At 69.4% G+C, this 24,388-nt stretch carries 26 protein-coding genes, 3 tRNA genes and 2 riboswitches; of the genes, 11 read left to right on the top strand and 18 right to left on the bottom strand.

What is annotated here, in order from left to right; genetic code table 11:
• Positions 1 to 16: 16 nt before the first annotated feature.
• Together ACXJJ3_RS18980 and ACXJJ3_RS18975 are read right to left on the bottom strand one after the other, a co-directional pair.
• A complete protein-coding gene (locus tag ACXJJ3_RS18980) occupies positions 17 to 823 on the bottom strand; it encodes an ABC transporter permease (RefSeq protein WP_458171525.1) in 807 nt (268 codons plus the stop codon).
• Positions 824 to 850: 27 nt separating this feature from the next.
• Positions 851 to 1,735, bottom strand: coding sequence for an ABC transporter ATP-binding protein (locus ACXJJ3_RS18975; protein ID WP_458171524.1), 885 nt, complete (start codon positions 1,733 to 1,735; stop codon positions 851 to 853).
• Positions 1,736 to 1,877: 142 nt separating this feature from the next.
• Between ACXJJ3_RS18975 and ACXJJ3_RS18970 the strand changes: the two genes are divergently transcribed.
• Together ACXJJ3_RS18970 and ACXJJ3_RS18965 are read left to right on the top strand one after the other, a co-directional pair.
• Positions 1,878 to 3,068, top strand: a complete 1,191-nt coding sequence (locus tag ACXJJ3_RS18970) for a sensor histidine kinase (protein ID WP_458171523.1) — start codon at positions 1,878 to 1,880, stop codon at positions 3,066 to 3,068.
• Positions 3,065 to 3,721, top strand: coding sequence for a response regulator (locus ACXJJ3_RS18965; protein WP_458171522.1), 657 nt, complete (start codon positions 3,065 to 3,067; stop codon positions 3,719 to 3,721). Before ACXJJ3_RS18970 ends, ACXJJ3_RS18965 begins: the two co-directional genes overlap by 4 nt.
• Here ACXJJ3_RS18965 and ACXJJ3_RS18960 read toward each other — a convergent pair.
• The 3 genes from ACXJJ3_RS18960 to ACXJJ3_RS18950 form a co-directional block, all read right to left on the bottom strand.
• The gene (locus ACXJJ3_RS18960) at positions 3,718 to 3,954 is read right to left on the bottom strand and encodes a hypothetical protein (RefSeq protein ID WP_458171521.1); all 237 of its coding nucleotides are present in this window, start codon (positions 3,952 to 3,954) and stop codon (positions 3,718 to 3,720) included. The genes ACXJJ3_RS18965 and ACXJJ3_RS18960 overlap by 4 nt on opposite strands.
• A 183-nt stretch (positions 3,955 to 4,137) precedes the next feature.
• Entirely contained in the window at positions 4,138 to 4,992 is an 855-nt protein-coding gene (locus ACXJJ3_RS18955; RefSeq protein WP_458171519.1) for a C40 family peptidase, read from the bottom strand.
• Positions 4,992 to 5,160, bottom strand: a riboswitch (cyclic di-AMP (ydaO/yuaA leader). It overlaps the preceding gene by 1 nt.
• A 277-nt stretch (positions 5,161 to 5,437) precedes the next feature.
• Positions 5,438 to 6,406, bottom strand: coding sequence for a threo-3-hydroxy-L-aspartate ammonia-lyase (locus tag ACXJJ3_RS18950; RefSeq protein WP_458171518.1), 969 nt, complete (start codon positions 6,404 to 6,406; stop codon positions 5,438 to 5,440).
• Positions 6,407 to 6,501: 95 nt separating this feature from the next.
• Between ACXJJ3_RS18950 and ACXJJ3_RS18945 the strand changes: the two genes are divergently transcribed.
• Positions 6,502 to 6,864 carry a YciI family protein gene (locus ACXJJ3_RS18945; RefSeq protein ID WP_458171516.1) on the top strand — a complete coding sequence of 121 codons (363 nt, stop codon included), beginning with the start codon at positions 6,502 to 6,504 and terminating at the stop codon, positions 6,862 to 6,864.
• Between the two features lie 58 nt (positions 6,865 to 6,922).
• Here the strand turns inward: ACXJJ3_RS18945 and ACXJJ3_RS18940 are convergent, their stop codons facing one another.
• Positions 6,923 to 7,108, bottom strand: a complete 186-nt coding sequence (locus ACXJJ3_RS18940) for a YegP family protein (RefSeq protein WP_458171515.1) — start codon at positions 7,106 to 7,108, stop codon at positions 6,923 to 6,925.
• Between the two features lie 81 nt (positions 7,109 to 7,189).
• A complete protein-coding gene (locus ACXJJ3_RS18935) occupies positions 7,190 to 7,855 on the bottom strand; it encodes a TetR/AcrR family transcriptional regulator (RefSeq protein ID WP_458171514.1) in 666 nt (221 codons plus the stop codon).
• Between the two features lie 95 nt (positions 7,856 to 7,950).
• On the opposite strand from ACXJJ3_RS18935, the gene ACXJJ3_RS18930 reads away from it, so the two are divergent.
• The 3 genes from ACXJJ3_RS18930 to ACXJJ3_RS18920 all read left to right on the top strand — a co-directional run bounded on the left by ACXJJ3_RS18930 (position 7,951) and on the right by ACXJJ3_RS18920 (position 11,145).
• The gene (locus tag ACXJJ3_RS18930) at positions 7,951 to 9,375 is read left to right on the top strand and encodes an MFS transporter (protein ID WP_458171512.1); all 1,425 of its coding nucleotides are present in this window, start codon (positions 7,951 to 7,953) and stop codon (positions 9,373 to 9,375) included.
• 135 nt (positions 9,376 to 9,510) lie between these two features.
• Positions 9,511 to 10,548: a serine hydrolase domain-containing protein gene (locus ACXJJ3_RS18925; protein WP_458171511.1), complete on the top strand. Its 1,038-nt coding sequence runs from the start codon at positions 9,511 to 9,513 to the stop codon at positions 10,546 to 10,548.
• A 123-nt stretch (positions 10,549 to 10,671) separates the two neighbouring features.
• Positions 10,672 to 11,145, top strand: coding sequence for a GNAT family N-acetyltransferase (locus ACXJJ3_RS18920; RefSeq protein WP_458171509.1), 474 nt, complete (start codon positions 10,672 to 10,674; stop codon positions 11,143 to 11,145).
• On the opposite strand, the gene ACXJJ3_RS18915 is transcribed toward ACXJJ3_RS18920, so the two are convergent.
• From ACXJJ3_RS18915 to ACXJJ3_RS18905, 3 genes are all read right to left on the bottom strand, one after another.
• Positions 11,095 to 12,291: a hypothetical protein gene (locus ACXJJ3_RS18915; RefSeq protein ID WP_458171508.1), complete on the bottom strand. Its 1,197-nt coding sequence runs from the start codon at positions 12,289 to 12,291 to the stop codon at positions 11,095 to 11,097. The genes ACXJJ3_RS18920 and ACXJJ3_RS18915 overlap by 51 nt on opposite strands.
• Positions 12,288 to 13,421, bottom strand: coding sequence for a hypothetical protein (locus tag ACXJJ3_RS18910; RefSeq protein WP_458171507.1), 1,134 nt, complete (start codon positions 13,419 to 13,421; stop codon positions 12,288 to 12,290). Before ACXJJ3_RS18910 ends, ACXJJ3_RS18915 begins: the two co-directional genes overlap by 4 nt.
• A 339-nt stretch (positions 13,422 to 13,760) precedes the next feature.
• Positions 13,761 to 15,275: a CBM96 family carbohydrate-binding protein gene (locus tag ACXJJ3_RS18905; RefSeq protein WP_458171506.1), complete on the bottom strand. Its 1,515-nt coding sequence runs from the start codon at positions 15,273 to 15,275 to the stop codon at positions 13,761 to 13,763.
• A gap of 91 nt (positions 15,276 to 15,366) precedes the next feature.
• A riboswitch (cyclic di-AMP (ydaO/yuaA leader) is annotated at positions 15,367 to 15,560 on the bottom strand.
• Between the two features lie 297 nt (positions 15,561 to 15,857).
• Between ACXJJ3_RS18905 and ACXJJ3_RS18900 the strand changes: the two genes are divergently transcribed.
• On the top strand, positions 15,858 to 16,604 hold the full coding sequence (locus ACXJJ3_RS18900; protein WP_458171505.1) for a phosphotransferase family protein: 747 nt from the start codon (positions 15,858 to 15,860) through the stop codon (positions 16,602 to 16,604).
• 102 nt (positions 16,605 to 16,706) lie between these two features.
• Here the strand turns inward: ACXJJ3_RS18900 and ACXJJ3_RS18895 are convergent.
• The 3 genes from ACXJJ3_RS18895 to ACXJJ3_RS18885 all read right to left on the bottom strand — a co-directional run bounded on the left by ACXJJ3_RS18895 (position 16,707) and on the right by ACXJJ3_RS18885 (position 17,036).
• Positions 16,707 to 16,782: transfer RNA gene (locus tag ACXJJ3_RS18895), tRNA-Phe, on the bottom strand.
• A gap of 45 nt (positions 16,783 to 16,827) precedes the next feature.
• Positions 16,828 to 16,904: transfer RNA gene (locus ACXJJ3_RS18890), tRNA-Asp, on the bottom strand.
• A 59-nt stretch (positions 16,905 to 16,963) separates the two neighbouring features.
• Positions 16,964 to 17,036 (bottom strand) — tRNA-Glu (locus ACXJJ3_RS18885).
• A gap of 84 nt (positions 17,037 to 17,120) precedes the next feature.
• Here ACXJJ3_RS18885 and ACXJJ3_RS18880 point away from each other — a divergent pair.
• Positions 17,121 to 17,471, top strand: coding sequence for a metallopeptidase family protein (locus tag ACXJJ3_RS18880; RefSeq protein ID WP_458171504.1), 351 nt, complete (start codon positions 17,121 to 17,123; stop codon positions 17,469 to 17,471).
• Between the two features lie 68 nt (positions 17,472 to 17,539).
• Here the strand turns inward: ACXJJ3_RS18880 and ACXJJ3_RS18875 are convergent, their stop codons facing one another.
• Positions 17,540 to 18,268, bottom strand: a complete 729-nt coding sequence (locus ACXJJ3_RS18875; protein WP_458171503.1) for a polyprenol monophosphomannose synthase — start codon at positions 18,266 to 18,268, stop codon at positions 17,540 to 17,542.
• A 63-nt stretch (positions 18,269 to 18,331) separates the two neighbouring features.
• A complete protein-coding gene (locus tag ACXJJ3_RS18870) occupies positions 18,332 to 18,715 on the bottom strand; it encodes an STAS domain-containing protein (RefSeq protein ID WP_458171502.1) in 384 nt (127 codons plus the stop codon).
• Between the two features lie 167 nt (positions 18,716 to 18,882).
• Here ACXJJ3_RS18870 and ACXJJ3_RS18865 point away from each other — a divergent pair, with 167 nt between their 5' ends.
• Both ACXJJ3_RS18865 and ACXJJ3_RS18860 read left to right on the top strand, forming a co-directional pair.
• The gene (locus tag ACXJJ3_RS18865) at positions 18,883 to 19,626 is read left to right on the top strand and encodes an SDR family oxidoreductase (protein WP_458171500.1); all 744 of its coding nucleotides are present in this window, start codon (positions 18,883 to 18,885) and stop codon (positions 19,624 to 19,626) included.
• Positions 19,578 to 20,360, top strand: coding sequence for a DNA alkylation repair protein (locus ACXJJ3_RS18860; RefSeq protein WP_458171912.1), 783 nt, complete (start codon positions 19,578 to 19,580; stop codon positions 20,358 to 20,360). The genes ACXJJ3_RS18865 and ACXJJ3_RS18860 overlap by 49 nt, the downstream gene beginning before the upstream one ends.
• Here the strand turns inward: ACXJJ3_RS18860 and ACXJJ3_RS18855 are convergent.
• The 3 genes from ACXJJ3_RS18855 to ACXJJ3_RS18845 are packed head-to-tail and all read right to left on the bottom strand — an operon-like array spanning position 20,333 to position 23,331.
• Entirely contained in the window at positions 20,333 to 21,121 is a 789-nt protein-coding gene (locus ACXJJ3_RS18855) for a CPBP family glutamic-type intramembrane protease (protein ID WP_458171499.1), read from the bottom strand. The two genes, ACXJJ3_RS18860 and ACXJJ3_RS18855, sit on opposite strands and share 28 nt — an antisense overlap.
• Before the next feature lie 37 nt (positions 21,122 to 21,158).
• Positions 21,159 to 22,622, bottom strand: a complete 1,464-nt coding sequence (locus ACXJJ3_RS18850) for an MFS transporter (protein WP_458171498.1) — start codon at positions 22,620 to 22,622, stop codon at positions 21,159 to 21,161.
• 4 nt (positions 22,623 to 22,626) lie between these two features.
• Positions 22,627 to 23,331, bottom strand: a complete 705-nt coding sequence (locus ACXJJ3_RS18845; RefSeq protein ID WP_458171496.1) for a hypothetical protein — start codon at positions 23,329 to 23,331, stop codon at positions 22,627 to 22,629.
• Between the two features lie 226 nt (positions 23,332 to 23,557).
• Between ACXJJ3_RS18845 and ACXJJ3_RS18840 the strand changes: the two genes are divergently transcribed.
• On the top strand, positions 23,558 to 24,388 hold the full coding sequence (locus ACXJJ3_RS18840) for a DUF4397 domain-containing protein (protein WP_458171494.1): 831 nt from the start codon (positions 23,558 to 23,560) through the stop codon (positions 24,386 to 24,388).

Below are 24,388 nucleotides of genomic sequence, written 5' to 3'. Positions count from 1 at the left end.
CCGCGTCCGGTCCCTGCTACTTGACCTCGCGACGTGAGCTTGCCCACAGTCCGACGATGGTCGGCAGGACGATCCAGACCCCCACCGCGGTGAGCGTCTCCGCGGCCATTCCGTGCAGGTCGCGCTCCGCGATCCGGCCGAGCGCGCCGAACACGTCGAGCCACTTCGCGTTGTCCTTGAACAGCGCCGGCCCGGCCAGCGACCAGGCGGTCGGAGCGATGAAGTACATCAGGATCGCGACCGCGGTCTGCGGTACGACGGCACCGAACGCGGCACCCATCACGACGTTCAGCGCGACCGTCAGGTACGCCCCGGCGAGCTGCCCGCCGAACCCGGCGTACGTCGTGGCGTGGTCGGTGGCCGCACCCGTCAGCGCCGTGGTCGTCAGCGCCAGTACGACGACCCCGGTCAGCACGACAGCGCTCAGCACGATCGCCGACACGAACTTGGCCAGCTGTACGCGGACCCGGCGCGGCGACAGCGTGAACGTGGTCAGCGCGGTCCGCTGGGTCCACTCCGAGGTCATCGTCATCACGCCGATCACCGGCAGCAACAGCATCACGCCGGTGATCGCGGCGCCCAGGAAGAAGTCGAAGCCGACGGTCCCGGACGGCAGGTGGGTCAGCTGCCAGGCGAGCGCGGCGAGCGCGATCAGCAGGATCGCGGCGATCAGTACCCGGCCGCTGCGGGTGTTGACGGACTTGCGGAGCTCGATCGTGACGAGCTTGAGGAAGGACTGGCCGCGGGCGGGCGGCAGGCTGGTCGCCACCTCGCTGCGGTGCTTGGCGTTCGTCGCCGGCGCGACGTCGGTCACGGTGGTCATTTCACTGTCTCCAAGAAGGTGGGGTGATCAGGCGGCCGCGGGCGTCGCGGTGAGCTGGAAGAACAGGTCCTCCAGGCCGGCGCCGTCGCTCTGGCGGAGTTCGAGAAGGATCTGACCGGCAGCGGCGGCAGCCCGCCCGACCTGCTCGGCGGTGGCGTCGACGCGGAGCGCACCGTCGGCCGCCGCGTCGACCGCCAGCCCGGCGGCGGTCAGTGCGGCGCGCAGCCCGGCCGGGTCGAGACCGCGGACCAGGGTGCCGGAACCGGCGAGCAGCTCGTCCAGCGAGCCGTTGGCCACGATCCGGCCGCCGCCGATCACGACCAGCCGGTCGACGGTCGCCTGGACCTCACCGAGCAGGTGGCTGGACAGGATTACGGTGCCGCCGCGGGCGGCGAAGTCCTGGAGCAGCCCGCGCATCCAGCGGATGCCCTCGGGGTCCATGCCGTTCGCGGGCTCGTCGAGAATCAGTACGGCGGGGTCGCCGAGCAGCGCGCCCGCGATCCCGAGCCGTTGCCGCATGCCGAGCGAGTACTGCCCGACGCGGCGCTTCGCGGCGTGGCTGAGGCCGACCGCCTCGAGCATCTCGTCGACGCGGGCCTTCGGTACGCCGAGCAGGCTCGCGTTCAGCAGCAGCGTCTCGCGGCCGGTCCGGCCCGGGTGCTGCGCGGCGGCGTCCAGCATGACCCCGACGACGCGGCCCGGGTTCGGCAGGTCGACGTACCGCTTGCCGCCGATGGTGGCGGTGCCCGAGGTCGGCGGCGTCAGCCCGGTCAGCATCCGCAGCGTGGTGGACTTGCCGGCCCCGTTCGGCCCGAGGAAGCCGGTGATGCTGCCCGGCTGGACGGTGAACGAGACGTCCTGGACAGCCGTGGTGCTGCCGTAGCGCTTGGTCAGGTTCTCGACGGTGATCATGGCAACGAGTCAACCGTCCGGGACCCCCTCCGCACATCGGACGAGCGGCTGCTCCGACCCCCTACGAAAGTCGCCGCTCCGGGCGGGGAACCTAGCCAGAAGGACGACGTGTTCGCGTCGCCGGTCGAACTAGAGTGACTGAATGCGACGGTTGCGCCGGTGGTACGCCTGGTGGATCAGGCATGCCCCGCGGCTGCGCGACATCCTCTACACCGGCTTCAGCCTGCTGACGATCGTCGCCCAGGCCGCATCCGGCGCCGGCGGCTGGGGCATCAAGGACTGGTACGTCCTGGGCGCCGGCACGGTCGCGTCCCTCGCGCTGATCTGGCGCCGGCGGTTCCCGGTGACGGTCACCGCGATCACCGTGATCGCGATGCTGACCGGCTCGATCTTCGTCCCGATGGGCCTCGCGCTGCTGACGCTCGCGATCCGCCGCCGCGACCTGGTGCTGGCGATCCTCGGCCTGGCCGCGTACGCGGCGTACGTGCTGAGCGGCTGGGGTGAGCGGAACCAGATCTGGGTCTCGATCTTCACCGGCCCGTTCCTGGTCGGCACCTGGATCGCGATCGGCGCGTACGTCGGGGCCCGCCGCGACCTGATGGTGTCGCTGCGGGACCGGGCCGAGCGGGCCGAGGCCGAGCGCGAGCTGCGCAGCGAGCAGGCCCGACTCGGCGAGCGGTCCCGGATCGCCCAGGAGATGCACGACGTCCTGGCGCACAAGGTCTCGCTGATCGCCCTGCACGCCGGCGGCCTGGAGGTGAATCCGACGGTCGGCCCGGACAAGGTCGAGGGCTCCGCCCGGCTGATCCGGGAGACCGCGCGGCAGGCGATGGAGGATCTCCGCGAGGTCCTCGGCGTACTGCGGACCGACGTCAGCGTGGCGGGCGCCGACCTGGCCCCGGTCCCGAAGGCCTCCGACCTGGAGCGGCTCGTCACCGCGTCCCGGGACGCGGGCGTGACCGTCGGGTACGCCGGGACGCTGCCGGACGACGTACCGGTGGCGATCGGGCGGACGGTCTACCGGGTCGTCCAGGAGTCGCTGACGAACGTCCACAAGCACGCCCGCGGCGCGACGACCGACGTCGAGGTGTACGGCGCCCGCGGCGACGGCGTGACGGTCCGGGTGACGAACGTACGGCCGGTGGCTGCTGGTTCACTGCTGCCCGGGGCCGGCGCCGGGCTGGTCGGTCTGCGGGAGCGGGTGGAGCTGGCCGGCGGGCGGTTGTCCACAGGCCCGACGGCCGACGGCGGCTGGCGGGTCGAGGCCTGGATACCGTGGGACGACCATCGGCAGGACAGCGAGCCGGTGCTCGTGGACGAGGGAGAACGATGACGCGGCTGCTGATCGTGGACGACGAGGCGCTGGTGCGGGCCGGGCTGAAGATGATCCTCGAGTCCGACGACGACCTCGAGGTGGTTGCCGAGGCCGACGACGGCGCGGACGCGGCCGCGATGGTCAAGGAGCACAAGCCGGACGTCGTACTGATGGACATCCGGATGCCGCGGCTGGACGGGCTGGCCGCGACCCGCGAGGTGCAGGCGCTGCCGGATCCGCCGAAGATCGTCGTCCTGACGACTTTCGACCTGGACGACTACGTGTTCCGGGCGTTGCAGGCCGGGGCGAGCGGTTTCCTGCTGAAGGACACGCCGCCGCGCGAGCTCGTGCAGGCGATCAAGGTGGTCGCGGCCGGCGAGGCGATGCTCTCGCCGGCGGTGACCCGGCGGCTGATCGGGCACTTCGCCGGCGACCCGCGCGCCGACCGCCGACGGACCGCGCAGGAACGGATCAGCAAACTCACCGAGCGCGAGCGGGAGGTGCTGGTCGAGGTCGGCCGCGGCCTGCAGAACGCCGACATCGGCCGCAAGCTGTTCATGAGCGAGGCGACCGTGAAGGCGCATGTCTCCCGGGCGCTGGTGAAGCTCGACGCGAGCAACCGCGTCCAGGTCGCGATCCTGGCCTACGAGGCCGGCCTCCTGGACGACTAGCGGTTGCGCACGTACATGATCGTGAGCACGAACGTAAGGATCGAGAGGGGCCAGAGCACCGGGTAGAACCAGCCCGGGGCTTGGTGCCAGATGACCATCTCGTCACCGGACGTGAGGAAGACCCGGAGCTGGGACTTGCCGGTTTCGTGTGACCGCTCCACGAGTGCCCGCGTGTAGGCGTAAGTGCTGAGGCCGATCGAGACGGCCCAGAGCGCTATCACCAGTCGCTTCACGCACGCCTCCGCTGTCGAAGAGCGGTCAGCGTAGGAGCCGCGGGTGAACAAAAGGAAACCGGCCAGGACCGTCGGAGGGGTGGGGGCGACGGCCCGGGCCGGTTTCGGAAGCCAGCGTGCCTGGGGGAGGGACGCTGACGACCGGCGGCGCCCGATGGGGGCAGGGCGGCCGCCGGTCAGGGATCAGACGCGCCCGAAGGAGACGCTGCTGCTCCAGATCTTCGACTTGGCCACCGGACGTCCCGGCTTCGAGGCCTGCCACAGCATGTTCCCGCCCGCGTAGATGCCGACGTGGTACACACCGCCGCCACCGTTGTGGAAGAACACCAGGTCGCCCGGCTTGGCGGCGCTGCGGCTGATGTGCTTGGTCGCGGCGTACTGCTGACGCGACGTGCGGGGCAGCTTGTGCCCGGCGTACTTGTACACGTAGCCGGTGTAGCCGGAGCAGTCGAAGCCGCTGGTGCTCGTGCCGCCGTAGCGGTACGGCGTGCCCTTGAGCTTGGCGGCTTCCTTGAGCACCTTGGTCCGGAACGTACCGACGGCGGCCGAGGCCGAGCTCGCACCGTGGTTGCCGTAGAGCACCTTGTGCTTCGCGGCCCAGGTCAGCCGGCCCCAGGTGTTCTTGTCGGTGTAGCCGGTGGCCTTGAGGCCCCAGGACGTCTGGAACTTCTTCAGCACCGCGACGGTGCTGTTGCCGAAGTAGCCGTCCGGTCCCAGGTGCAGGGCCTTCTGGACGTACTTCACGGTCGGGCCGGAGTCGCCCTTCCGGAGCAGCGGCCGGCTCGGGATGCTCGTGTGACCCCGCTGCTGGGCGGCGGTCATGGCGGCCGCGGACGCGGTCGCGGGGGTGGCGCCGATGCTCAGCGCGGCTCCACCACCGACAGCGAGACCGACCGTGAGGACGGCGGCTGCGGCGCGGGGCGCACCGGACTTGCTGGTCTTGCGGTGCTTCGCCAGGGTCCGGCCGACGGGCCGGTCGGTACTGGTCTCAGCGGTGACGGCGCGCGAAAGCGTCGTCCGTCGGGCAGTGACGGGCATGGTTGTCTCCCGACGCCTGTGAAGTTAGCTGTCGGGTTCGGGCTGGGATTCATAGCCCGGTCCGCTCCCGCGGACTTCACCCCAGGGTTTCGACCACTCACGGTCGAGACCCAACTTCCTGGGTCCCCCACCTCCGCCATTGGTATTCGAGGGGAGCACACGAGCCTGGCGGAGCTCGGCGTTGACTCGTGTGCGGTTCGTGTTGGTTACCGAACCGCCGACGACTGTATAACAGAACGATCACGACGCAAACCCTTCAATCCACAAAGTCGTTCTCAAAAGGCCCTCAACGGTCCTCTGACGGGTCAGCAAGTGTGGATGAACACCAGGTGTCCTGAGCGCGTCCGAGCGGGGCTCAGGCGCCCACTGAGCGATTCGATGTGTCCTCGGTCACATTCGCCGGTGGCTTTCTGTGACAACGGGCACAGAACGTGCTCAGGGCACCCTAAAGTTCTTGAGTTTTCAGCAATTCCAGGAAGCGCTCCAGGCCGACGTTCCCGCCGGACAGCACCACTCCGACGCGCTCCGGCAGCCCGTGGATCCGCCCGGCCAGCAACGCCGCCAGCGCGCTGGCCCCGCTCGGCTCGAGGACGATCTTCAGCCGCTCGAACGCGAACGCCATCGCCGCCACGATCTCCGCGTCGCTGACCAGCTCGAACGACTCCACCAGCCGCCGGTTCACCGCGAACGTCAGCTCGCCCGGCGACTCGACCGCCTGCCCGTCCGCGATCGTCCGCGGTACGTCGATCCGCACCCGCTCGCCGGCCGCCAGCGACCGGGCGTGGTCGTCGCCAGCGGCCGGCTCGACGCCGATCATCCGGATCCCCGGCGACATCAATGTCGCCGCGGTCGCGCAGCCGGCCATCAGCCCGCCGCCCCCGACCGGGACCAGCAGCGCGCCGAGATGCCCGACCTCCTCGATCAGCTCGAGCGCGACCGTGCCCTGCCCGGCCATCACGTCGCAGTGGTCGTACGGCGGGATCAGCGTCCGCCCGCGGTCCGCCGCCAGCTCCTGCGCCAGCGCGGTCCGGTCCTGCGTGTACCGGTCGTACGTCACCACCTCGGCGCCGTACCCGCGGGTCGCCGCCAGCTTCGTCGCGGGCGCGTCCTCCGGCATCAGGATCACCGCCGACGTACCCGCCAGCCGGGCCGCCAGCGCGACGGCCTGCGCGTGGTTCCCCGACGAGTACGCCGCCACGCCGGCCGCGAGCTGCTCCGGGCCGAGCCGGCTGATCGCGTTGTACGCGCCCCGGAACTTGAAGGCGCCGATCCGCTGGAAGTTCTCCGCCTTCAGGAACACCTGCGCCCCGACCCGTTCGTCGAGCGTCCGCGAGGTGAGCACCGGCGTACGGTGCGCCACCCCGGCGAGCCGGTCGGCGGCGGCCTGGACATCTGTGAGACTCAGCCCGGTCATGGAAAGAAGTTAGAGCATGTCAAGGAGCGCCCGCCCGCTCCGTACTGATGGATGAAGGCGCCCGATCGGCGGGGGCCGGTCCCGAAGGAGACACCGTGAAGTACCTACTGGTCCTGAACATCAACACCGAGATTCTCGAGGCGCTGCCCGAGGCGGAGCAGCAGGCCATCGGCGCCGGGCACCAGAAGTTCATGGACACCATCAAGGCGTCCGGGGAGTTCGTCAGCACGCTCGCGCTGACCCAGCCGGCCGAGTCGGCGGTGGTCAAGGTGCGCAACGGTGTACCGGCGGTCACCGACGGGCCGTTCGTGGAGTCGAAGGAGTTCCTCGGCGGGTTCTACCTGATCGACGTGGCGTCCAAGGAGCGGGCCTGCGAGCTGGCGGCGATGATCCCGGACGCCGGCATCGAGGGCCTGGGCGTCGAGATCCGCGGCGTGGTGTTCTCGGAAGGACTCTGAGAAGTACTGCGGGGGTTCTCCGCTCGATCGTGGAGAACCCCCTTGTTTTCTTGGGGTTTCAGTCTGTCTGGTCGTCGACGTTGGCCTCGCCGGCGTTCTTCTTGATCGACTCGATCCCGTTGAGCGCGGAGGCCTTCGTCTTGTAGCCCTCGCTGCTGGTGGCGATCACCTCGCCGTTGCCGGCCTTCAAGCGGAACCGGAACTCGCCGGACTTGTCCTTGTACAGCTCGAACTTCCCCGCCATTCGATGTACCTCCATAGAGAGTGGTACTGCTCCGTCTCGGAGCGTAGTCCTCCCGAACCGCTTCGTGCGGTCAGACACACATCACTGATCGAGGACGCCGCGGATCCCGGCGACCACCAGATCGACGCCGACCGCGTAGTACCGGTCCTGGGACGACGGGCAGACCAGCGCGCCCGCGGCCGAGGTGACCAGCGGGTACTGCGTCGGCGACAGCGCGCTCAGCGACGCGCGCTTGCGGCGCAGCGACGCCTCGCGGGCCTCCGGGTCGCTCACCTCGCGGGCGACCGGGTCCGTGGTGACGAGCGCGATCAGCGAGCAGATCGACTGCCGTCCGACCTCGGCGGCGTCGTCGATCGGGAAGCCGCCCTCGACCAGCAGGCCCAGCGCGCGCTCGGCGAGCGCGAGACCCGGCTCGGCGACCAGGATCCGGGCCAGCGTCAGGTCCGCCAGCCGCGGATGCGCCCGGAGCGCGTCGACGAACGCGGTCAGCAGTGTGTGCAGTTGCTGGTCCCACGGCTCGTCGGTCGGCGCCGGCAGGACGACGTCCGCGAGCAGGTGATCGCCCAGCGCCGCGAGCAGGTCGTCCTTGTCCTTGAAGTGCCGGTACAGCGCCATCGGGGTGACGTCGTGCTGTGCGGCCAGTTTCCGGAACGAGACAGCGGCCGGTCCCTCGTCGTCGGCGATCGCCACGGCGGTGTCCACGACCTTCTTCGGATCGAGGCGGCGGACGGTCTCTTTGCTGATCACGTTGACAAGTCTACACCGTAGACCTACCGTCTACTGCGTAAGCTTACGCCGTATACATACGGCGTAGACATCACTCCGAGTAATGAGGTACGGCGATGCGACGCAGTCCTTGGGCCACCCTGGCGGTGCTGGCCCTCGCGCAGTTCATCGTGGTGCTCGACGTGACGATCGTGAACGTCGCGCTGCCCCACATCCAGGCGGACCTGCACTTCTCCGCCGACTCACTGCAGTGGGTGATCAACGCGTACACACTGCTCTTCGGCGGCTTCCTGCTGCTCGGCGGGCGGATGGCCGACCTGCTCGGGCCGCGCCGGGTGTTCACCGCGGGCCTGCTGCTCTTCGGCGCCACCTCGCTGATCGCGGGGCTGTCCAACTCGCCCGAGTTCCTGATCGGTGCCCGCGCCGTCCAGGGGCTCGGCGGCGCGCTGCTGTCACCGTCGGCGCTCGCCATCCTGACGATGACCTTCGCCCACGGCCGCGAGCGCAACATCGCGATGGGCGTCTGGGGCGGCCTCGCCGGACTGGGCGGCACCCTCGGCGTCGTCGCCGGCGGGATCCTGGTCGATTCCCTGAGCTGGCAGTGGGTGTTCTTCGTGAACGTCCCGATCGTGCTCGCCCTGGTTGCCCTGATCCCCGTTTTCGTGCGGGACGTGCGGCACTCGACGGGGCGCCGTACCTTCGACACGCTCGGCGCTCTTCTCGGCACTGCTGGGTTGATGGCTGTTGTCTATGGCGTCGTACGGTCGGAGCCGTCCGGGTGGGGTTCCTTCGAGGTGGTCGGAGTACTGACCGCGGGCGTTGTGTTGCTGGCGGCCTTCGTGTTCGTGGAGTCGCGGTCCGTGGCGCCGCTGGTGCCGCTGCGGCTGTTCCGGTCGCGGGCGTTGAGCGTCTCCGGCGCGTCGCTCGCCTTGAACGGGGCCGGGTTCCTGTCGATGTTCTTCCTGACCGCGATCTACCTCCAGCAGGTCCGCGGCGACAGCGCACTCCAGGCCGGCATCCACTTCCTGCCGATGGGCGGCGCGGCGATCGTCGGCGCGGTCCTCGCGTCGCAGCTGGTGCAGCGCTTCGGCACCCGCACGGTGCAGCTGGCCGGCGCGGTGCTGAGCGTCGGCGGTCTGCTCCTGCTCTCCCAGGCCGACGCCACGGGCAGCTATGCGAGCCAGCTCCTGCCCGGCCTGATCGTGTTCGGCTTCGGCATCATCGGGGTCGGCGTACCGGGCCAGATCAACGCGGTCTCCGAAGTACGCCCGGTCGAAGCGGGTGCCGCGTCCGGCGTGGTGAACGCGATGTACCAGGTCGGCGGCGCACTCGGCCTCGCGATCGTCACCACCCTCTCCATCTCCCACACCACCCACGAACTCACCCACGGCGCCACCCAGGTACAGGCCCTCCAAGCCGGCTACGAACGAGGCCTGCTCGCAGCCGCCGCCTTCGCGATCGCCAACGTCCTCCTGACCCTCGCAACCCCGCAACTACAACCCACCCCCGACCAACTCACCGAAGCCACCGCCGCCGCCTGACGTTGCACACAGCAACCATCCCGAGGGTGCGACTGCTGGACAAGTGGGTGGATCGCGCAGTCGCATCACGGGGTGATCCCTGATGTTCACGGGGTTCTGAGACGGGAGGGTTGGGGCAACGAACTAGGTGAGGAGATGGGGATGCTGGTGGCGTTGGTGACTGCTGCGGTGTTGGCTGCGGTTCCGTCCGGGGGTTTGCCGGATGTGCCTGCGGTCGGGGTGGTGGCTGAGGTGCGGGACGGCGGGCGGGTGTGGCGGGGGACCAGTGGGGTTGCGGAGTTGGGGACGTCGCGGGCGGTTCCGGCCCAGGGGCGGTTCCGGGCGGGGAGTATCAGTAAGACGTTCGTGGCGACCGTCGTACTGCAGCTGGTCGGTGAGGGGCGGATGCGGCTGGACGATTCGGTCGAGCGATGGTTGCCGGGGGTCGTGCCGAACGGCGAGAACATCACCGTGCGCGAGCTGCTCAACCACACCAGCGGGATCTACGACTACAAGAACACGCTGGCGATGCCGCCGAACGCCGAGTTCTACACGTATCAGTACCGGACCTGGACCGCGGCCGAGCAGATCGCGCGGGCCGTTGCGCATCCGCCGGTGTTCGACAAGCCCGGGTCGCAGTTCAACTACTCGAACACGAACTACCTGCTGCTCGGCGAGATCATCGAGAAGGTCACCGGACACACGTACGGCGTCGAGATCGAGCGCCGGCTGATCCGACCACTCGGTCTCCGCGGTACGTCGATGCCCGGGACGTCGACGGCCATCCTCGGCGCCCATATGCACGGGTACGTCCCGAAGGACGGCGGGCTGGTCGACTTCACCGACATGAACCCGTCGCTCTTCGGCGCCGCCGGCGAGCTGATCTCGACGACGCACGACCTGAACCGGTTCTTCGCCGCACTCCTCGGCGGCCGGCTGCTCCCGCCGCGGCTGCTCCACGAGATGAAGACGCCGGGCGTCGAAGGCGGGACGTACGGGCTCGGGCTGTCCTGGCACGACACCAGCTGCAAGGTACGGGTATACGGCAACGACGGCGACGCGCTCGCGTACCAGGCGTACTCGTACGCCACCGAGGACACCCGGCGGCAGGTCACCGTTGCCGTCACCCCGGACTTCACGGCCAACCCGGACGCCGCCGTCGACGCGTTCGTCGACCGGGCGATCTGCCGCTGAGGACGATCACACTATGTGACATTGTGGGCGTGACGGTTTGGTGCTGGGTTGTTTGATGATGGGGCGAAACGGCGACACTGGTATGGATGCTGTGCTGCCATCTCCCGAAGGGGTCCGGGGACCTTGGAACTCGCCATGCTCGGTGCCGACGACTGGCCGATCGCCCGAGAGGTACGCCTCCGGGCCCTCAAGGACTCACCGTCGGCGTACATCGCCGACTACGAGGACGAGGTGACCGTCGGTGAGGACGGCTGGCGGGAGCGGTTCACCCGGATGCACTGGGTCGTCGCCCGCGACACCGCCCGGATCGTCGGCCTGGCGAGCTCGGTCCGCGTCGACGGCCGCCCGTCGTACGAACGTCACATCGAGTCGGTCTGGGTGGACCCGCGGTACCGCCGCAACGGCGTACTGCGGGCCATCCTCGCCCAACTCGCCGCCGCCGAACCCGCCGTCACCGAATGGCGGGTCTGGGTCCTCGACACCAACACGATCGCCCGCGACGTCTACGACCGCCTCGGCTTCAACCCCACCGGCGAACGCCAACTCCTAGCAGACGGCTCCGGCCGCCGCGAGATCCGCCTGCGATTCGGTCGGTAGCCCGTACCCGCAGGAAACCCAGTTCGTCAGCTGCAGCTGGCTCAGCGCGTCCTCCTTGCGCAGCCCGGACGGGAGGTTGGCGAGCATCTTCTGCCAGAGCTCCTCGTCCTCCTGCCAGCTCTTGATGAAGTCCGCACAAAGCTCGGCCGAGATGCGGTTCGTCCACGCTCGCGCGGTCTCCAGCGACCGGACGACGCGGTGGAACTCGTCGATCGACGCCTCCGCTCTCCACATGGCCGCGAGCGTGTCCTCGATCGTCGCGAGCCGGATCGCCTTGAACCGATCCCAGTACGTCGTCCGCATCGCGATCCGCAACTGCTCCTCGAACGGCATCCCGGGCTGGCCTTCGAACGCCGCGTAGAGCCCCTCGGCCAGCAGGTCGCCGAACTCCTCGCGGGCGGCCCGCTGCGGATCGGCGAACGGGTGGTACTCGAGCTGCCGGACCTCGCCGATCTTCGGGATCGCCCGCCGGGCGGCGTACCGGGCGAAGAAGAACCAGTCCTCGTTGTAGATGTCGGCGAAGAAGGACAGCTCCGGGCGCTGCAGGTCGACCCCGAGGACGGCGCCGCTGACGAACACGTCCTGCGGCGCGACCTTCCCGCGGGCGTGGCAGACGACCGAGTTGTCGGGGAACTTCCGGCTGGCCATCGAGGCGACCGGATGCCGGTCGAGGTAGCCGGTCAGCCGATCGACGTCCGGGGACCTGAGGCCGCGGATGTCGTCGTCGACGAACAGGATCTTGTTCCAGCCGCGCAACCGGCCGTACAGCAGGCCGAGGTTGCGTTTCGCGCTGAGGTCACTGGACCGGTTGGCCGAGGCTTCCTGGAACCTCAGCGCCGAGGTTTTCGGGGTCGGGCACGGCGGCCGGTAGTCCTCCGGCACCTGGATGACCAGGGCCTGGGCGTACAGCGTGCTCTTCACCCGCTCGACGACCTTGTCCAGCAGCGCTTCGCGGCTGCAGAGGATGACGAGCGGTACGCGTTGGTCGGCGGCCAGCGTGATCACGGGCTGCAGCTCGGCCGCCCGGCGCGCGGCCGGCACCACGATCGCGTCGAGTTTGGTGCTCGCCGACGGATCCGCGGGCGCGGAGCCGTCGCAGAGCAGGCCCGCGTGCGACGCGCGGATTTGTGGGGACCGGCGGCTCATTCGGTGTCGTCCTCCGGTGACCATTCGAACAGCCGGTTGTCCTCGATCTCCAGGTCGGGCGTGACGGCTTCGCCGTTCACCACCGGGACGCGCATCAGCATGCCGAAGACGCCGCCCGGGAAGCGGCTCGCCAGATACGCCTCGTTGCGTTCGCGGACGGCGTCGTCGGTCAACGTCCGGACCGCGCCCAGTACGCCGCGGCTGTAGACGCCGTTGCAGATCGTGATGGTGCGGCTGTGGTTGAACGGGTTGGGCAGCCGGGCGAACAACGCCACGTCCTCGACCAGCTCGCGCGGCTTGTCGCCCCGCCATGCGTCCTGCGCCTGGTCCGCCTCGAGGGCGGCCTTCGACGGCGCCCCGTCCGCGTCGACGTCGAAGTCCTTGCGCTCCTCCCACACCGGCCGGTACTCCTGGCCGTCGCGGGACCGGAAGATCTCGCCGTCGACCAGGTCCGGGACCGACAGCTGCCGGATCGGGAGGTTGTCGAGTACCCGCAACAGCCGGCTGGTGACCCGGTTCCAGGCGATGCCGCCGATCAGGACGAGGTGGCCGGACAGGTGGTCCGCGCTCACCTCGGAGGGCAGCCGGTGCCGGACCCGGAGCTCCGGGTTGGACGCCCGGACGTGGCCCCACATCTCGATCAGCGCGTCGAGGTCGGCGTATCGGTAGAGCTTGGTGAAGTTCGGGTTGTCCGGCTCGGCGAGCGACGACCGGCTGTCCTCCGGGATCTCCGGGCAGATCAGGGTGATGCGGCCGGATTCGAAGTCGAAGGTGTAGGAGCCGCTGGAGGTGGGGGTGCCGGTCTGGTGATGGCGGATCTCGTCGCGGAGGCCTACGAGTTCGCGGTGCAGGGCGCTGAAGCGTTCGCGTTCGGCGGTGTTCAGGTCGCCTTCACGCGGTACGCGTTCGGGGACGACCGTCATCGCGAACAGCAGTGCGTACGAGCGCAGCCGCTCTTCCGGGGGCAGCTTCGGATTGGACTGCGACTCCCAGGAACTGATCGTCGCGACCGCGACGCGGACCTCGCCGGCGCTCAACGCGTTCGACAGGTCCTTCTGGGTCAGTCGCTCGGATTCCCGAAGGTCCCGGAGTCGCCTGGCGAGTCGTACGGCCTCTGGAGAGGGGGCCACTCTCACTCCCGAAATGGTCGACCAACTGCGGGTGCGGCGGATCGGCTGATCGTACACCCGGCTCTACCCGACTTCACCGAGCCCCATTGAAGTGCGGCGTCCGAGGGTCGCTCGTCCGTCGTGCCGACTGTGGTTCGAGGGGGCTCCGGCCTGAGATCGCTCGCCCGTTGTTCCTGACAAACTGGCGATTGACCGTAGTTACACCGTAGCTCTACCGTAGTACCGAAGTCGACCTGAAGCCAGCTGAAGCCACGCGGCACGCGGGCGGATCGGGGAATCTCGCAGCCGGCCGGCCCGTCGTACGGCCGTGGAGACGACCGTACGACGGGGAGCGGTGGGTCACGCCCAGACGCGGACCCAGTCGACCCGGAGGGCGCTGCCGGGCGTGATCGCCTCGTCCGCGTGCTGCCGGATCGCGTAGTTGAAGATGAGGAACTGCGGGAGCGTGGCGTTGAACGCGTGCGACCACAGCGGCTTGCCGTCGTAGTAGAAGGTGACGTTGCCGTTCGTCCACTGCGACCCGAAGTTGTGGCAGCCGACCAGCGGCGTGGACGAGTACGTGCCGCCGTCGTAGAGCGGGTTCGCGTAGTGGAGCGAGGCCTTCGTCCCGCCGCTGATGCCCTCGAGTACGTCGATCTCGCCGTGGTCGGGCCACGGGACCGAGGCGGGTCCGTTCGTCCACCAGGCCGGGAACCCGTCGACCTTGCCGTCGCCGTTCGCGTCCGGCAGACAGACCCTGGCCTCGAACGAGCCGTACAGCTGGCTGAACGACTTACGGGTGTTGACCAGGCCGGACACGTAGTCCTTCGTGCCGCCGCGGCAGGTCGCCTGGCGCTGCGCGAGAGTCAGGTTGAGGAAGCCGCCCGACTCGGTGACCTGCTTGCTGTCGTAGCACTGGAGGTTGTCGCTGTTGACGCCGTCCGAGATGCCTTCCTTGAACCAGCCGGTCTCCCACTTCGTGGTGTCGACCGCGGTGCCGCTGAACTCGTCGTCGAACGTCAGCCGGTGCGAACCGGTCGGACTCCAGGACGGCGCGAGTTCGGTCGTCGTCGGGGTCGCCGGCGGGGTCGTGGTCGGCGGTGTGCTCGGCGGTGTGCTCGGCGTACCCGGCGTGCTCGGAGAGGCGGTCGGGGTACTGTTCGAGGCAGCCGGGGTGCTGGGTGAGGCGGTGGTCGGCGTGGACGTCGGGGACTGGGTCGGCGTACTCGTTGTTGTCGGCGATCCGGTCGGTCCCGCGCTCGTCGGCGTCGAGCTGTGAGATGTCGTCGGGCCGGTGCCCGCGCGGACGTAGGCGATCTCCAGCCTGGTCTGCTTCGCCCCGGCCTCGCGCGAACCGTAGACGGTGGCCGCAGTACCGACCGGTTGGGTCAGCGCGAGGTTCAGCTCGCCGGCGGCGGTGATGCCCTTCGACACGTCGATCCGCAGCTGCGTCGACCGGCCGTCGTCCGCCGCGGTCGCGAACGGAGTACCCGGCCGAGGCGCGTTCGCGTAGGTGGTGGATTCGCTCCATCGGCCCGACACGTTCGACACCGCGATCTTCGCCGGGCTGCTCGTGGTCATGCGGTGCAGTACGAGCGTGGCCTTCCGTTCGTAGCCGGGCGCCACCGGAGGTACGACGTACCGGACGAGGCTGGTCGACTGGTTCCGCTTCACGACCAGGCGGGTGGATCGGCCGTACTTCCGGGACGTTGACCCGACCTGTACGTAGGTGTCGGCGGTCGCGGTGAGGCTGACCGGAGAAGGGGTGCTGTCGGCGGTGAGTCTGACCGGCGACGAGGAGTTGTCGGCGGCGATCGCCGCGCCGATCCCGGCGGTGGTGGCGAGCAGCGAGAGGCCCGCGACGACAGGGATCACTGCGCGGCGGTGGGCCTTCGCGGCCGGTTGTCGCGTTCCACCGGAGGAATCAGCGGCGCGATGTCGTGCCGAGAATGCATCCCGCATGGGGACAGTCCTTCCTGCACGCCTGTGAGGTTAGCTGTCGGGCTCGGGCCGGAAGATGCCCGGTCGCTGGTGCGACTTCGCCCCGAGGACAGGCCGCAGCACACGGCCGGTCCGGAGAACCTGGGTTCCCCACTTCCGCCCTCGGATGCTGTGGGAGGGGCCACCGACCCGGAGGGCGGAACTCGGCGTTGCGGGTCGGCGGGGTGGTCCTTGCTCTGACGGCATCCGGTCCCCAGTCCCGAAGCGCAGGCCAGAGCATACGCACACTTTTGGCGAGGTCTCAAACCCGTAACGCGGCCACTGTTCGTGACGATTCGACCGGCCGATCGGCGCAGTGTGACGACGTCCACGGCCCCGTCCCACTCGGCACACCACGGTCCGTCGTACCACCCCGATAATCGGATGCCGGGGCGTACTGCCTGTGACAGTCCGTCCCGGCCGAACCCCCTGAATTCCTTCGCATTCCGGACGGTTTCGCCGTCATAGTGGGGGTCCGTGAGCGAGGTCCGAGTCGTAGCCGCCCATACCGAGCGCGCGACCGTGCGCGTCGGCGACCTGTTCCTGAAGGTCGACCCCGACCGGGCGCGGATCGACCGCGAGGTGGAGGCGATGAGCCTGGCGCCGGTGCCCACCCCGAACGTCCTGTGGCGAGAGCCACCCGTGCTGGCGCTGTCGGCGGTACCGGGCACCGTGCTCGGCCGGATCGGCCGGCCGTCGACCGCTTCCCCCGGAGCGTGGGCCGCGGCAGGCGCCGCCCTCCGCGTGCTGCACGACGTACCCGCACCACCGTGGCGCGGTCGAGCCGGCCGCCCGCTCGACGAACTCACGACGGACCTCGACCGCGAATGCGAGCGGTTGATCGCCGCCGACGTACTCCCCGTCGCCCTCGTCACCCACAACCGCGACCTGGCCGAAACCGCCCTCCGCCCCTGGACGCCCACCTTCACCCACGGCGACCTCCACATCGCCCATGTCTTCGCCGAGGGCAACAAAATCACCGGCATCATCGACTGGTCCGAAGCCGGCGGCGGCGATCCCCTCTACGACCTGGCCAGCCTGACGGTCGCCCACCAGAACCACCTCAACGACGTACTCACCGGCTACGGCGCATCCGTAGACCTCGACGTGATCCACGCCTGGTGGTCCCTGCGCACCCTCCTCGTAGTCCGCTGGCTGACCGCCCACGGCTACAACCCATCCACCCCAGGCGGCGCCATCGACGTACTAAAAGCCCAGCTCTAGTACGCCGATCGAAGTCCGCCTGATCCTTCGGCCGGGGTCTGTAAACCCTTATACAACTCGCCCACAAAAGAAAAATCCCTCTCCGGTTGGTGGAGAGGGTTGTGGTGGTCAGGGGCGGTCTCGAACCGCCGACCTTCCGCTTTTCAGGCGGACGCTCTACCAGCTGAGCTACCTGACCGGGGAGAAAATTCGGCGGCGGTGTGTGGACACCGCCGCCTTCTCCTGGCGACCCAGACGGGACTCGAACCCGCGACCTCCGCCGTGACAGGGCGGCACGCTAACCAACTGCGCCACTGGGCCTTGCGACTCGATGATCCTACAGCATCTTCGAGCTAGGTTTTGCACCGGCCTTTCGGCCGTATCCCCAACGGGATTCGAACCCGCGTTACCGCCTTGAAAGGGCAGCGTCCTAGGCCACTAGACGATGGGGACTCGGACCCGCGGGAGCCGAAGCTCCAGGGACAGCCGTAAGCATAGAGGAGTCCGCGCCAGCTTCCAAAACGAGATACTGGGAGGGTGATCGAGATGAGCCGGGCGGCCTTCGAGGAGCTGGTCGGGCAGGCGCTGGACGAGGTGCCGGTGGAGTTGGCGGCGTTGATCGACAACGTGGCGGTGTTCGTGGAGGACGAGCCGCCGGCGGGGGATCCGGAGCTGCTGGGGATCTACGAGGGCGTGCCGCTGACGGAGCGCGGGCACTACTACGGCGGCGTGCTGCCGGACCGGATCACGATCTATCGGAATCCGACGTTGAAGATCTGCGAGAGCGTCGACGACGTGGTGGAAGAGGTGCACATCACAGTCGTCCACGAGATCGCGCACCACTTCGGTATCGACGACGAGCGGCTGCACGAGCTCGGGTACGGCTGAGCTCGGGTACGGCGGCATGCCGAAGCCGCCGTACGACGACGCACGGCGGCGGGCACATCGCGCAGAGCTCAGGAGCGGCCGAACAACAGCTTCCACGGCATCAGCGCCGACTCGAGCTGGACCTTGAGCGACATCTTGGAGACGCCCTCGGTACGTTCCTCGAAGCGGATCGGCGTCTCGGCGATCTTCAGGCCGCGCTTGACGGTCCGGTAGTTCATCTCGACCTGGAACGAGTAGCCGTTGCTGGCGATCGAGGCGACGTCGATCCAGCGCAGCGTGTCGGCCTTCCAGGCCTTGAAGCCGGCGGTGGCGTCCTTCACGTGCAGGCGCAGGATCGCGTTCACGTAGAAGTTGGCCCAGGCGGACAGTGCCCGGCGGTGCCAGCCCCACTCGGCCGCGGCGGAGCCGCCGGGGACGTACCGGGAGCCGATCACGACGCCGGCGTCGGTGGTCCGCAGGATCTCGACCATGGTCGGGACGACCGAGGCGGGGTGCGACAGGTCGGCGTCCATCTGGATGACGATGTCGGCACCCTCGTCGAGCGCGCGGGTGATCCCGGCGACGTACGCGCGGCCGAGGCCGTCCTTCACGGTCCGGTGCAGTACGCCGACCTTGTCCGGCGACTTCTTCGCCAGGTCGTCGGCGACGTCGCCGGTCCCGTCGGGGGAGTTGTCGTCGACAACCAGCAGTTCGAGGCCGGGCAGGTTCAGGTCGGACAGCAGTCCGGCCAGCACAGGCAGGTTGTCCCGCTCGTTGTAGGTCGGTACGACGACCACGATCTTGGCTAGCTCACCCATGACTTTCCTTCGTCGGAGACACCGGAGGCTACCGCACCCGGTGGCCTCGAAGGTTCAACGACCTCACAAGTCCGCAAGTGCCTCGCTCGCGGTGCCGTAGATCCGGAACTGCCCGCCGAGGCCGGTGACGGTGAGCGGGCGGTCGACGGGGCGGCCGACGCCGACCAGCGCGAGTGTGATGTCGTGCTGGCCGGCGAGGTTGCGGGCCTCGACCAGGTTGCCGAGGCCGGCGGAGCTGCAGAACGTGACGGCGGACAGGTCGATCAGCACCAGCCGGGCGGGCGGCGCGATCGCGGCGTGGATCGCGGCGGCGGCGAACTCGGTGCTCGCGATGTCGATCTCGCCGGACATCCGGACCAGCAGGACGCCGGCTTCGAGCTCTTCGGTGACCGCGTCGAACGTGGTCTTGATCATGTCGCCGTCCCGCGGCTCTGGCTGGCTTGTCACGCGGGTATCTCCCCCGGGGTAGCGCCACGAACGCGGGTCCTGGCGGAAATGGAACTGCCCTGCCCTCACACCGTATGCCTGATCGCGCAGGCGTCACAACGGGTGTCACCTCGATGGAACCCGGAGCGTGACCTCTCCGACCTGAGCTGGTGGTAGACAAGGGCCTCATGGGCGTTCTCGACGGCATGGCAGCGCTGGTCACCGGCGGTTCCCGGGGCATCGGGGCGGCGATCGTACGCCGGCTTGCCGCGGACGGCGCGGTGGTCACGTTCACGTACGCGAGCAGCGGATCGGCCGCGGACCAGGTGGTCGCCGACGTCGAGGCCGCCGGCGGCCGGGCGATCGCCGTACGGGCGGACCAGGCCGACCTGTCCGCGATCGACGGGCTGTTCGACCGGGCGGCCGAGCCGACCGGCGTACTGGACATCCTGGTCTGCAATGCCGCGCGGTCGATGGTGAAGCCGATCGCGGACGTCACGGTCGACGACTACGACCAGCTGTTCGCGACGAACGTGAAGGGCCCCTACTTCGCGATCCAGCGGGCCGGCCGGGTGCTGGCCGACGGCGGCCGGATCGTGGCGCTGTCGACGCTGAACACGGTGATGCCGGGCCCGGGGATCTCGCTGTACGCCGCGAGCAAGGCCGCGCTCGAGCAGTTCGTCAAGATCGCGGCCCGCGAGTACGGACCGCGCGCGATCACCGTCAACACGGTGTCGCCGGGCGCGACCGACACCGACATGTTCCACGACCACAACCCGCCCGAGGCCGAGCAGTTGCTGGTCGGCATCACCGCGCTCGGGCGGATGGGTGAACCGGCCGAGGTCGCCGACGTGGTGGCGTTCCTGGCCGGTCCGGACTCGCGCTGGATCACCGGGCAGAACCTGCGGGCGACGGGCGGGATGCTGGTCTGAGTACGCAGCAGCTCCTCGCCGACGTCGACGCGGCCGCTGACCCGGCGGCCGCGGAGATTCTCGCGCGCTACTTCAAGCTCGGGCCGGGCGAGTACGGGTACGGCGACCGGATGATCGGCGTGAAGCTGTCCACGATCCGCGGCATCCTCAAGCCGTACCTGCGCGAACCCCTACCGCTCGACGACCTCGAGCAGGCGCTGCGCAGCCCGATCCACGAGCACCGCCTGACGATCCTGTGCGTGCTGGCCGATCGCGCGACGCGGGCGCTCAAGCCGCGGACGGCGAACCCGGACGAGCTGCACGCGGTGTACGAGCTCTATCTGCGCGGTACGGCGTACATCAACAACTGGGACCTGGTCGACTGCAGCGCCCCGCAGGTCGTCGGCGGGTACCTGCTCGACAAGGCACGGGACCCGCTGGACGAACTCGTCCGCTCGACGTCCCTGTGGGAACGGCGGATCGCCCTGGTCGCCACGCAGTACCTGATCAACCAGGGCCAGACCGCCGACACGTACCGGCTGTCCGCGGAGGTCCTCGACGACCCAGAAGACCTGATCCACAAGGCGTCCGGGTGGATGCTCCGCGAGGCCGGCAAACGCGTCGACGAGGCCGAGCTCCGCGCGTTCCTCGACCGGTACGCCGGCCGGATGCCGCGGACCATGCTCCGCTACGCGATCGAACGCCTCGACCCGGACAGCCGCAAGCACTACCTCGCGGTCCCGAGGATCCGGTAGGTAATTGCCGCGAGCAACAAATAGCCGGGGATCAGCAGCAGTACGTCGGGACTCGCCAGGTCGGCGGACCAGCCGGCGTCCCGGGCGGCGCCGTCGATGCTGAGCCGGTTCACGGTGAGGAACGTCAGGTGGGTGCCGATGCTCGTCCACAACGACCCGGTCGCCCGCCGGGCCGCGATCAACGTGAACCCGAAGACGGTCAGCAGGATCAGGTACGACGCCGGCTCCTGGCCTGCGGGCACCAGGCGCACCGTCTCCGGCGACGCGGTCAGGATCGCCTGGACCACGGACGACAGACCGGGGACGAGTAGGAACAGGAACGTCGTACCGATGGCCGCGACCGCCGCGCGGTACCGCGAGCGTAACGTCGTCCAGGTGTGGCCGCGCAGGCAGATCTCCTCCGGGAACGCCTCGAGCAGCGTCGCGATCACCGCGTTGGTGATCACGAAGACGAGCACGTCGCCGAGGTGGAAGCTGCCCCAGGAGATCCAGCCGGCAAGGGTTCCGAGGCCGAGGACGACGATCGCGCTGCCGCCGGTCACGGCCACCCCGGTGCCGAAGCCGCGCAGCCCGTCGACCAGCCCGAGCTCGGTCCGGCGCCGCAGCGGGCGGATCAGCAGTACGGCGACCAGCGCGCAGACCGCTGCCGGTACGTAGCGGTTGCCGATCAGCTCCGCCACCGCCCCCGCGGCACCGAGCGCGACCGCCATCGCGATCGCGCCGAACGCGGCCCGCCCCCAGATCCTGCTCGTTTTCCGCACGATCGTATCTTAAAACCGCTGGGGACAAGTCGACAAATCAGTTCTTGCTGTCCGCGTACGGCGGGGCCTCCAGCGCGCAGTGCGGGTGGTGGTGCACCACGCCCGGGCGGGCGCGGTCGCCGAGTGTGAGCCAGGCGATCGCGCCCCCGGCCGCGGCCAGCACCGCCGAGATCACCAGCGCGTTGCCGAAGCCGTTGTGGAAGGCAACGGGATTGCGGTACGCGTCGCCGGTGATGCCCGCTGCCATCGGGATCGCGGCGACCGCCATCAGCTGTGCCGACCGGGCGACCGCGTTGTTCACGCCGGAGGCGATGCCCGCGTGGTGGTCCTCGACCGACGACAGCACGGTCGCGGTCAGCGGTGCCACCGTCGCGACGAGACCGAGTCCGAGCAGGACGACGGCCGGCAGTACGGCGGTCACGTAGCTGGAGTTGCTGTCGATCCGCAGCATCAGCAGGAACCCGCCCGCCATCAGCACCGGTCCGACGGTCATCGGGATGCGCGCGCCGATCCGGTCCGACAGTCCGCCGGCGTACCCGGACAGCCCGAACATCAGCGCGGTCATCGGCAGCAGCGACGCACCGGCCCAGAGCGCCGAGTAGTGCAGCGCCGTCTGCAGGTAGACCACGACCAGGAATGTCGCCGTACCGAGGGCGCCGTACACGACGACCGTGACCAGGTTCGCGCCGGTGAAGCGACGGTTGGCGAAGATGCTCAACGGCAGCATCGGGTGCGAGCCGCGCCGCTCGACCTCGACGAACGCGGCGAACGCCAGTACGCCGATCACCAGGCTGGTCAGGACCGCCGGGTCGCGGAAGCCGTGGTCGCCGGCGCTGATCAGGCCGTACGTGAGCCCGGCCAGCCCGACGGTCGCGAGGATCGCGCCGTTGAAGTCGAGCTTGCCGCCGGCTTCCTCGTCGCGGGTCTCAGGGACGTGCCGCAGCGTCACGAGGACCGTCGCCAGCGCGAGCGGCGCGTTGATCAGGAAGATCAGCTGCCAGTACCCGCTGTCGACCAGCGTGCCGCCGACGAACGGCCCGACGGCCGCCGCGACCGATGTCAGGCCCGACCAGGTGCCGACCGCCTTGCCGCGATCGGAGTGCTGGAACGTGGTCTGCAGGATCGCCAGGCTGCCCGGTGTCAGCAGCGCGCCGCCGATGCCCTGCAGTACCCGGCCCGCGATCATCACCTCGAGGTTCGGCGCGACCGCGCAGACCACCGAGGCCGCCGCGAACCAGATCACCCCGATGACGAACGTCCGCCGGCGGCCGAGCCGGTCGCCGAGTGAGCCGCTGAGCAGTACCAGCGAGGCGAGCATCAGCATGTATCCGTTGACGATCCACTGCAGACCGGCCATGTCGGCGTTCAGGTCCTTGCCCATCACCGGCAGTGCGACGTTCACGACCGTGCCGTCCAGGAACGCCATTCCCGATCCCAGCGCCGTCGCGGCCAGCACCCACCGGCCACGGGCCGTGCCCAGCGCGATCCGCTCTTCTGCCATGCGCTCAGCGTGGCAGATCGAGCTGCAGCACGACGAGGGCCTTTCCGGCCGGGATTCCGGGAGTGATCGTGAGGTTCGGCGGATCGCCGACTGTGCAGCGCGGTTCGGACAGCAGCGGGCAGACCGCGTTCAGCAGCCCGGTCGTCACCGTGACGTCGGTCGGCAGTGATCCGTCGGCGCCGGCGGTCAGCGGCCGGATCGCGGCGCCGGCCCGCCCGGTCTGCGACGGGGTCGCCAGGACGGCCGAGCCGGAGAGCCGGTACGTCAGCTGGATCCGGGTGGCCGCGGCGGTCAGCGGGACGTAGTCGGCGCCGGGCAGTGAGGTGTTCTCCAGTGGTACGGACTGGTCGTCGGCGAGCACCCGGAGGTTCGTCACCTGCGGCTTCGTCGGCGACATCATCCCGGGCAGGTCCGCGCCGGACGCCGGCAGTTGCAACGTGAGCATGTCCGTGGCCGCCGGCAACAGCAGCGACTCGGTGACGTCGAACGACCCGTCCGGCTGCGGTACGACGGTGAGCGAGACCCCGGGCGTGCTCCGCCCGGGCGTAGTCGGCGGAGCCGTCCCGACGGGTGGCCGGGCGCTGCCCAGCCCGGGACTCGGCGCCGTCGGTACTACGGAATCGGCCGAACAGGCGACGGCCGTGCTGTACCCCAGCAACAGCACGGTCGCCGCCAGTAGTCGGGCCCGCTCGTGCACCCCCGATGTCACCCCCACGCAACCGGGCCGGGCCGCCGACATACAAGACCGGTGCGTCCTCTGGCGGCCTGCTCGAAGTGCTGTTTAGGATACGCCCGAATTCGTTGGGTGGGGGAATTGTTTCGCTATTTTCAGGTGAACTCCGAGGGGGAGAAGAATGCGAGAGCGGAGGGTGTCCGGGTCATTCCGGGCCGTACACAAAAATGTTTCGGGTATTCCTGGTCCGGTAATTCGGAGGGTGCTTTCGTGGGCACTCGCGGTGCTGGTCGCCGCGGTCCCGGCGGTGCTCCCGGCGCCGGCCGGAGCCGCTGCCGGCGCGAATCTGTACTTCGTCCAGGGATTGCCCGGGCGCAGCCTGGACATCAGCGTGGACGGGCGCCTGGTGGCCGCCGGGGTGGCCGGCGGGAAGCTGGTCGGGCCGTTCGGGGTGGCGGCCGGCCAGCGGACGATCACCGCGAAACAGGGCGGCAAGGTGGTGATCCAGCGGGAGGTCACGGCGGGGTCCGGGGCGAGTCTGGACGTCGTCATTCATCAGCCGGTGTCGCCGTCCGGGGCGCCGTTGGTCACCACGTACGCGAACAAGTTGACCGCGGTACCGAAGGACAAGGGCGGATTGCGGGTCGCGCACGACGCGGCGGTCGGTCCGGCCGACATCCGGGTGAACGGAAAGGTGCTTTTCCAGAACGTCGCGAACGGGGAATCGCTGGACGTGGTGGTTCCGGCCGCGACGTACACGGTCGAGATCGTGCCGACCGGGGCGACGTCGCCGGTCGTGCTCGGTCCGCTGCCGCTGCCGGTCCGGGCCGGGTACCTGACCCGGGTGTTCGCGATCGGCGCGCCGAGTCAGAAGACGATGACGGTCGCGCTCGGCACCATCAAGGTCCCGGCGACCGGGTCGGACAAACCGCGGGTGGTGAACACGGGCACCGGTGGACAGGCGGCAGCGCTCGACCAGGCGCAGAGCTCTGCCGGCCAGTCCGGGCTGTGGGTCGTGGTGCTGCTCGCCGCGCTCGCCTTCGCCGTCGGAGCCGCCCGCAAGGCAGTCGTCCGGAAAGCGGTCCGTCGCTGA

This window comes from Kribbella sp. WER1 (genome assembly GCF_054189145.1).
Note: the sequence above shows the minus strand (reverse complement) of the source record. Positions and strands in the feature narration are given on the sequence as shown.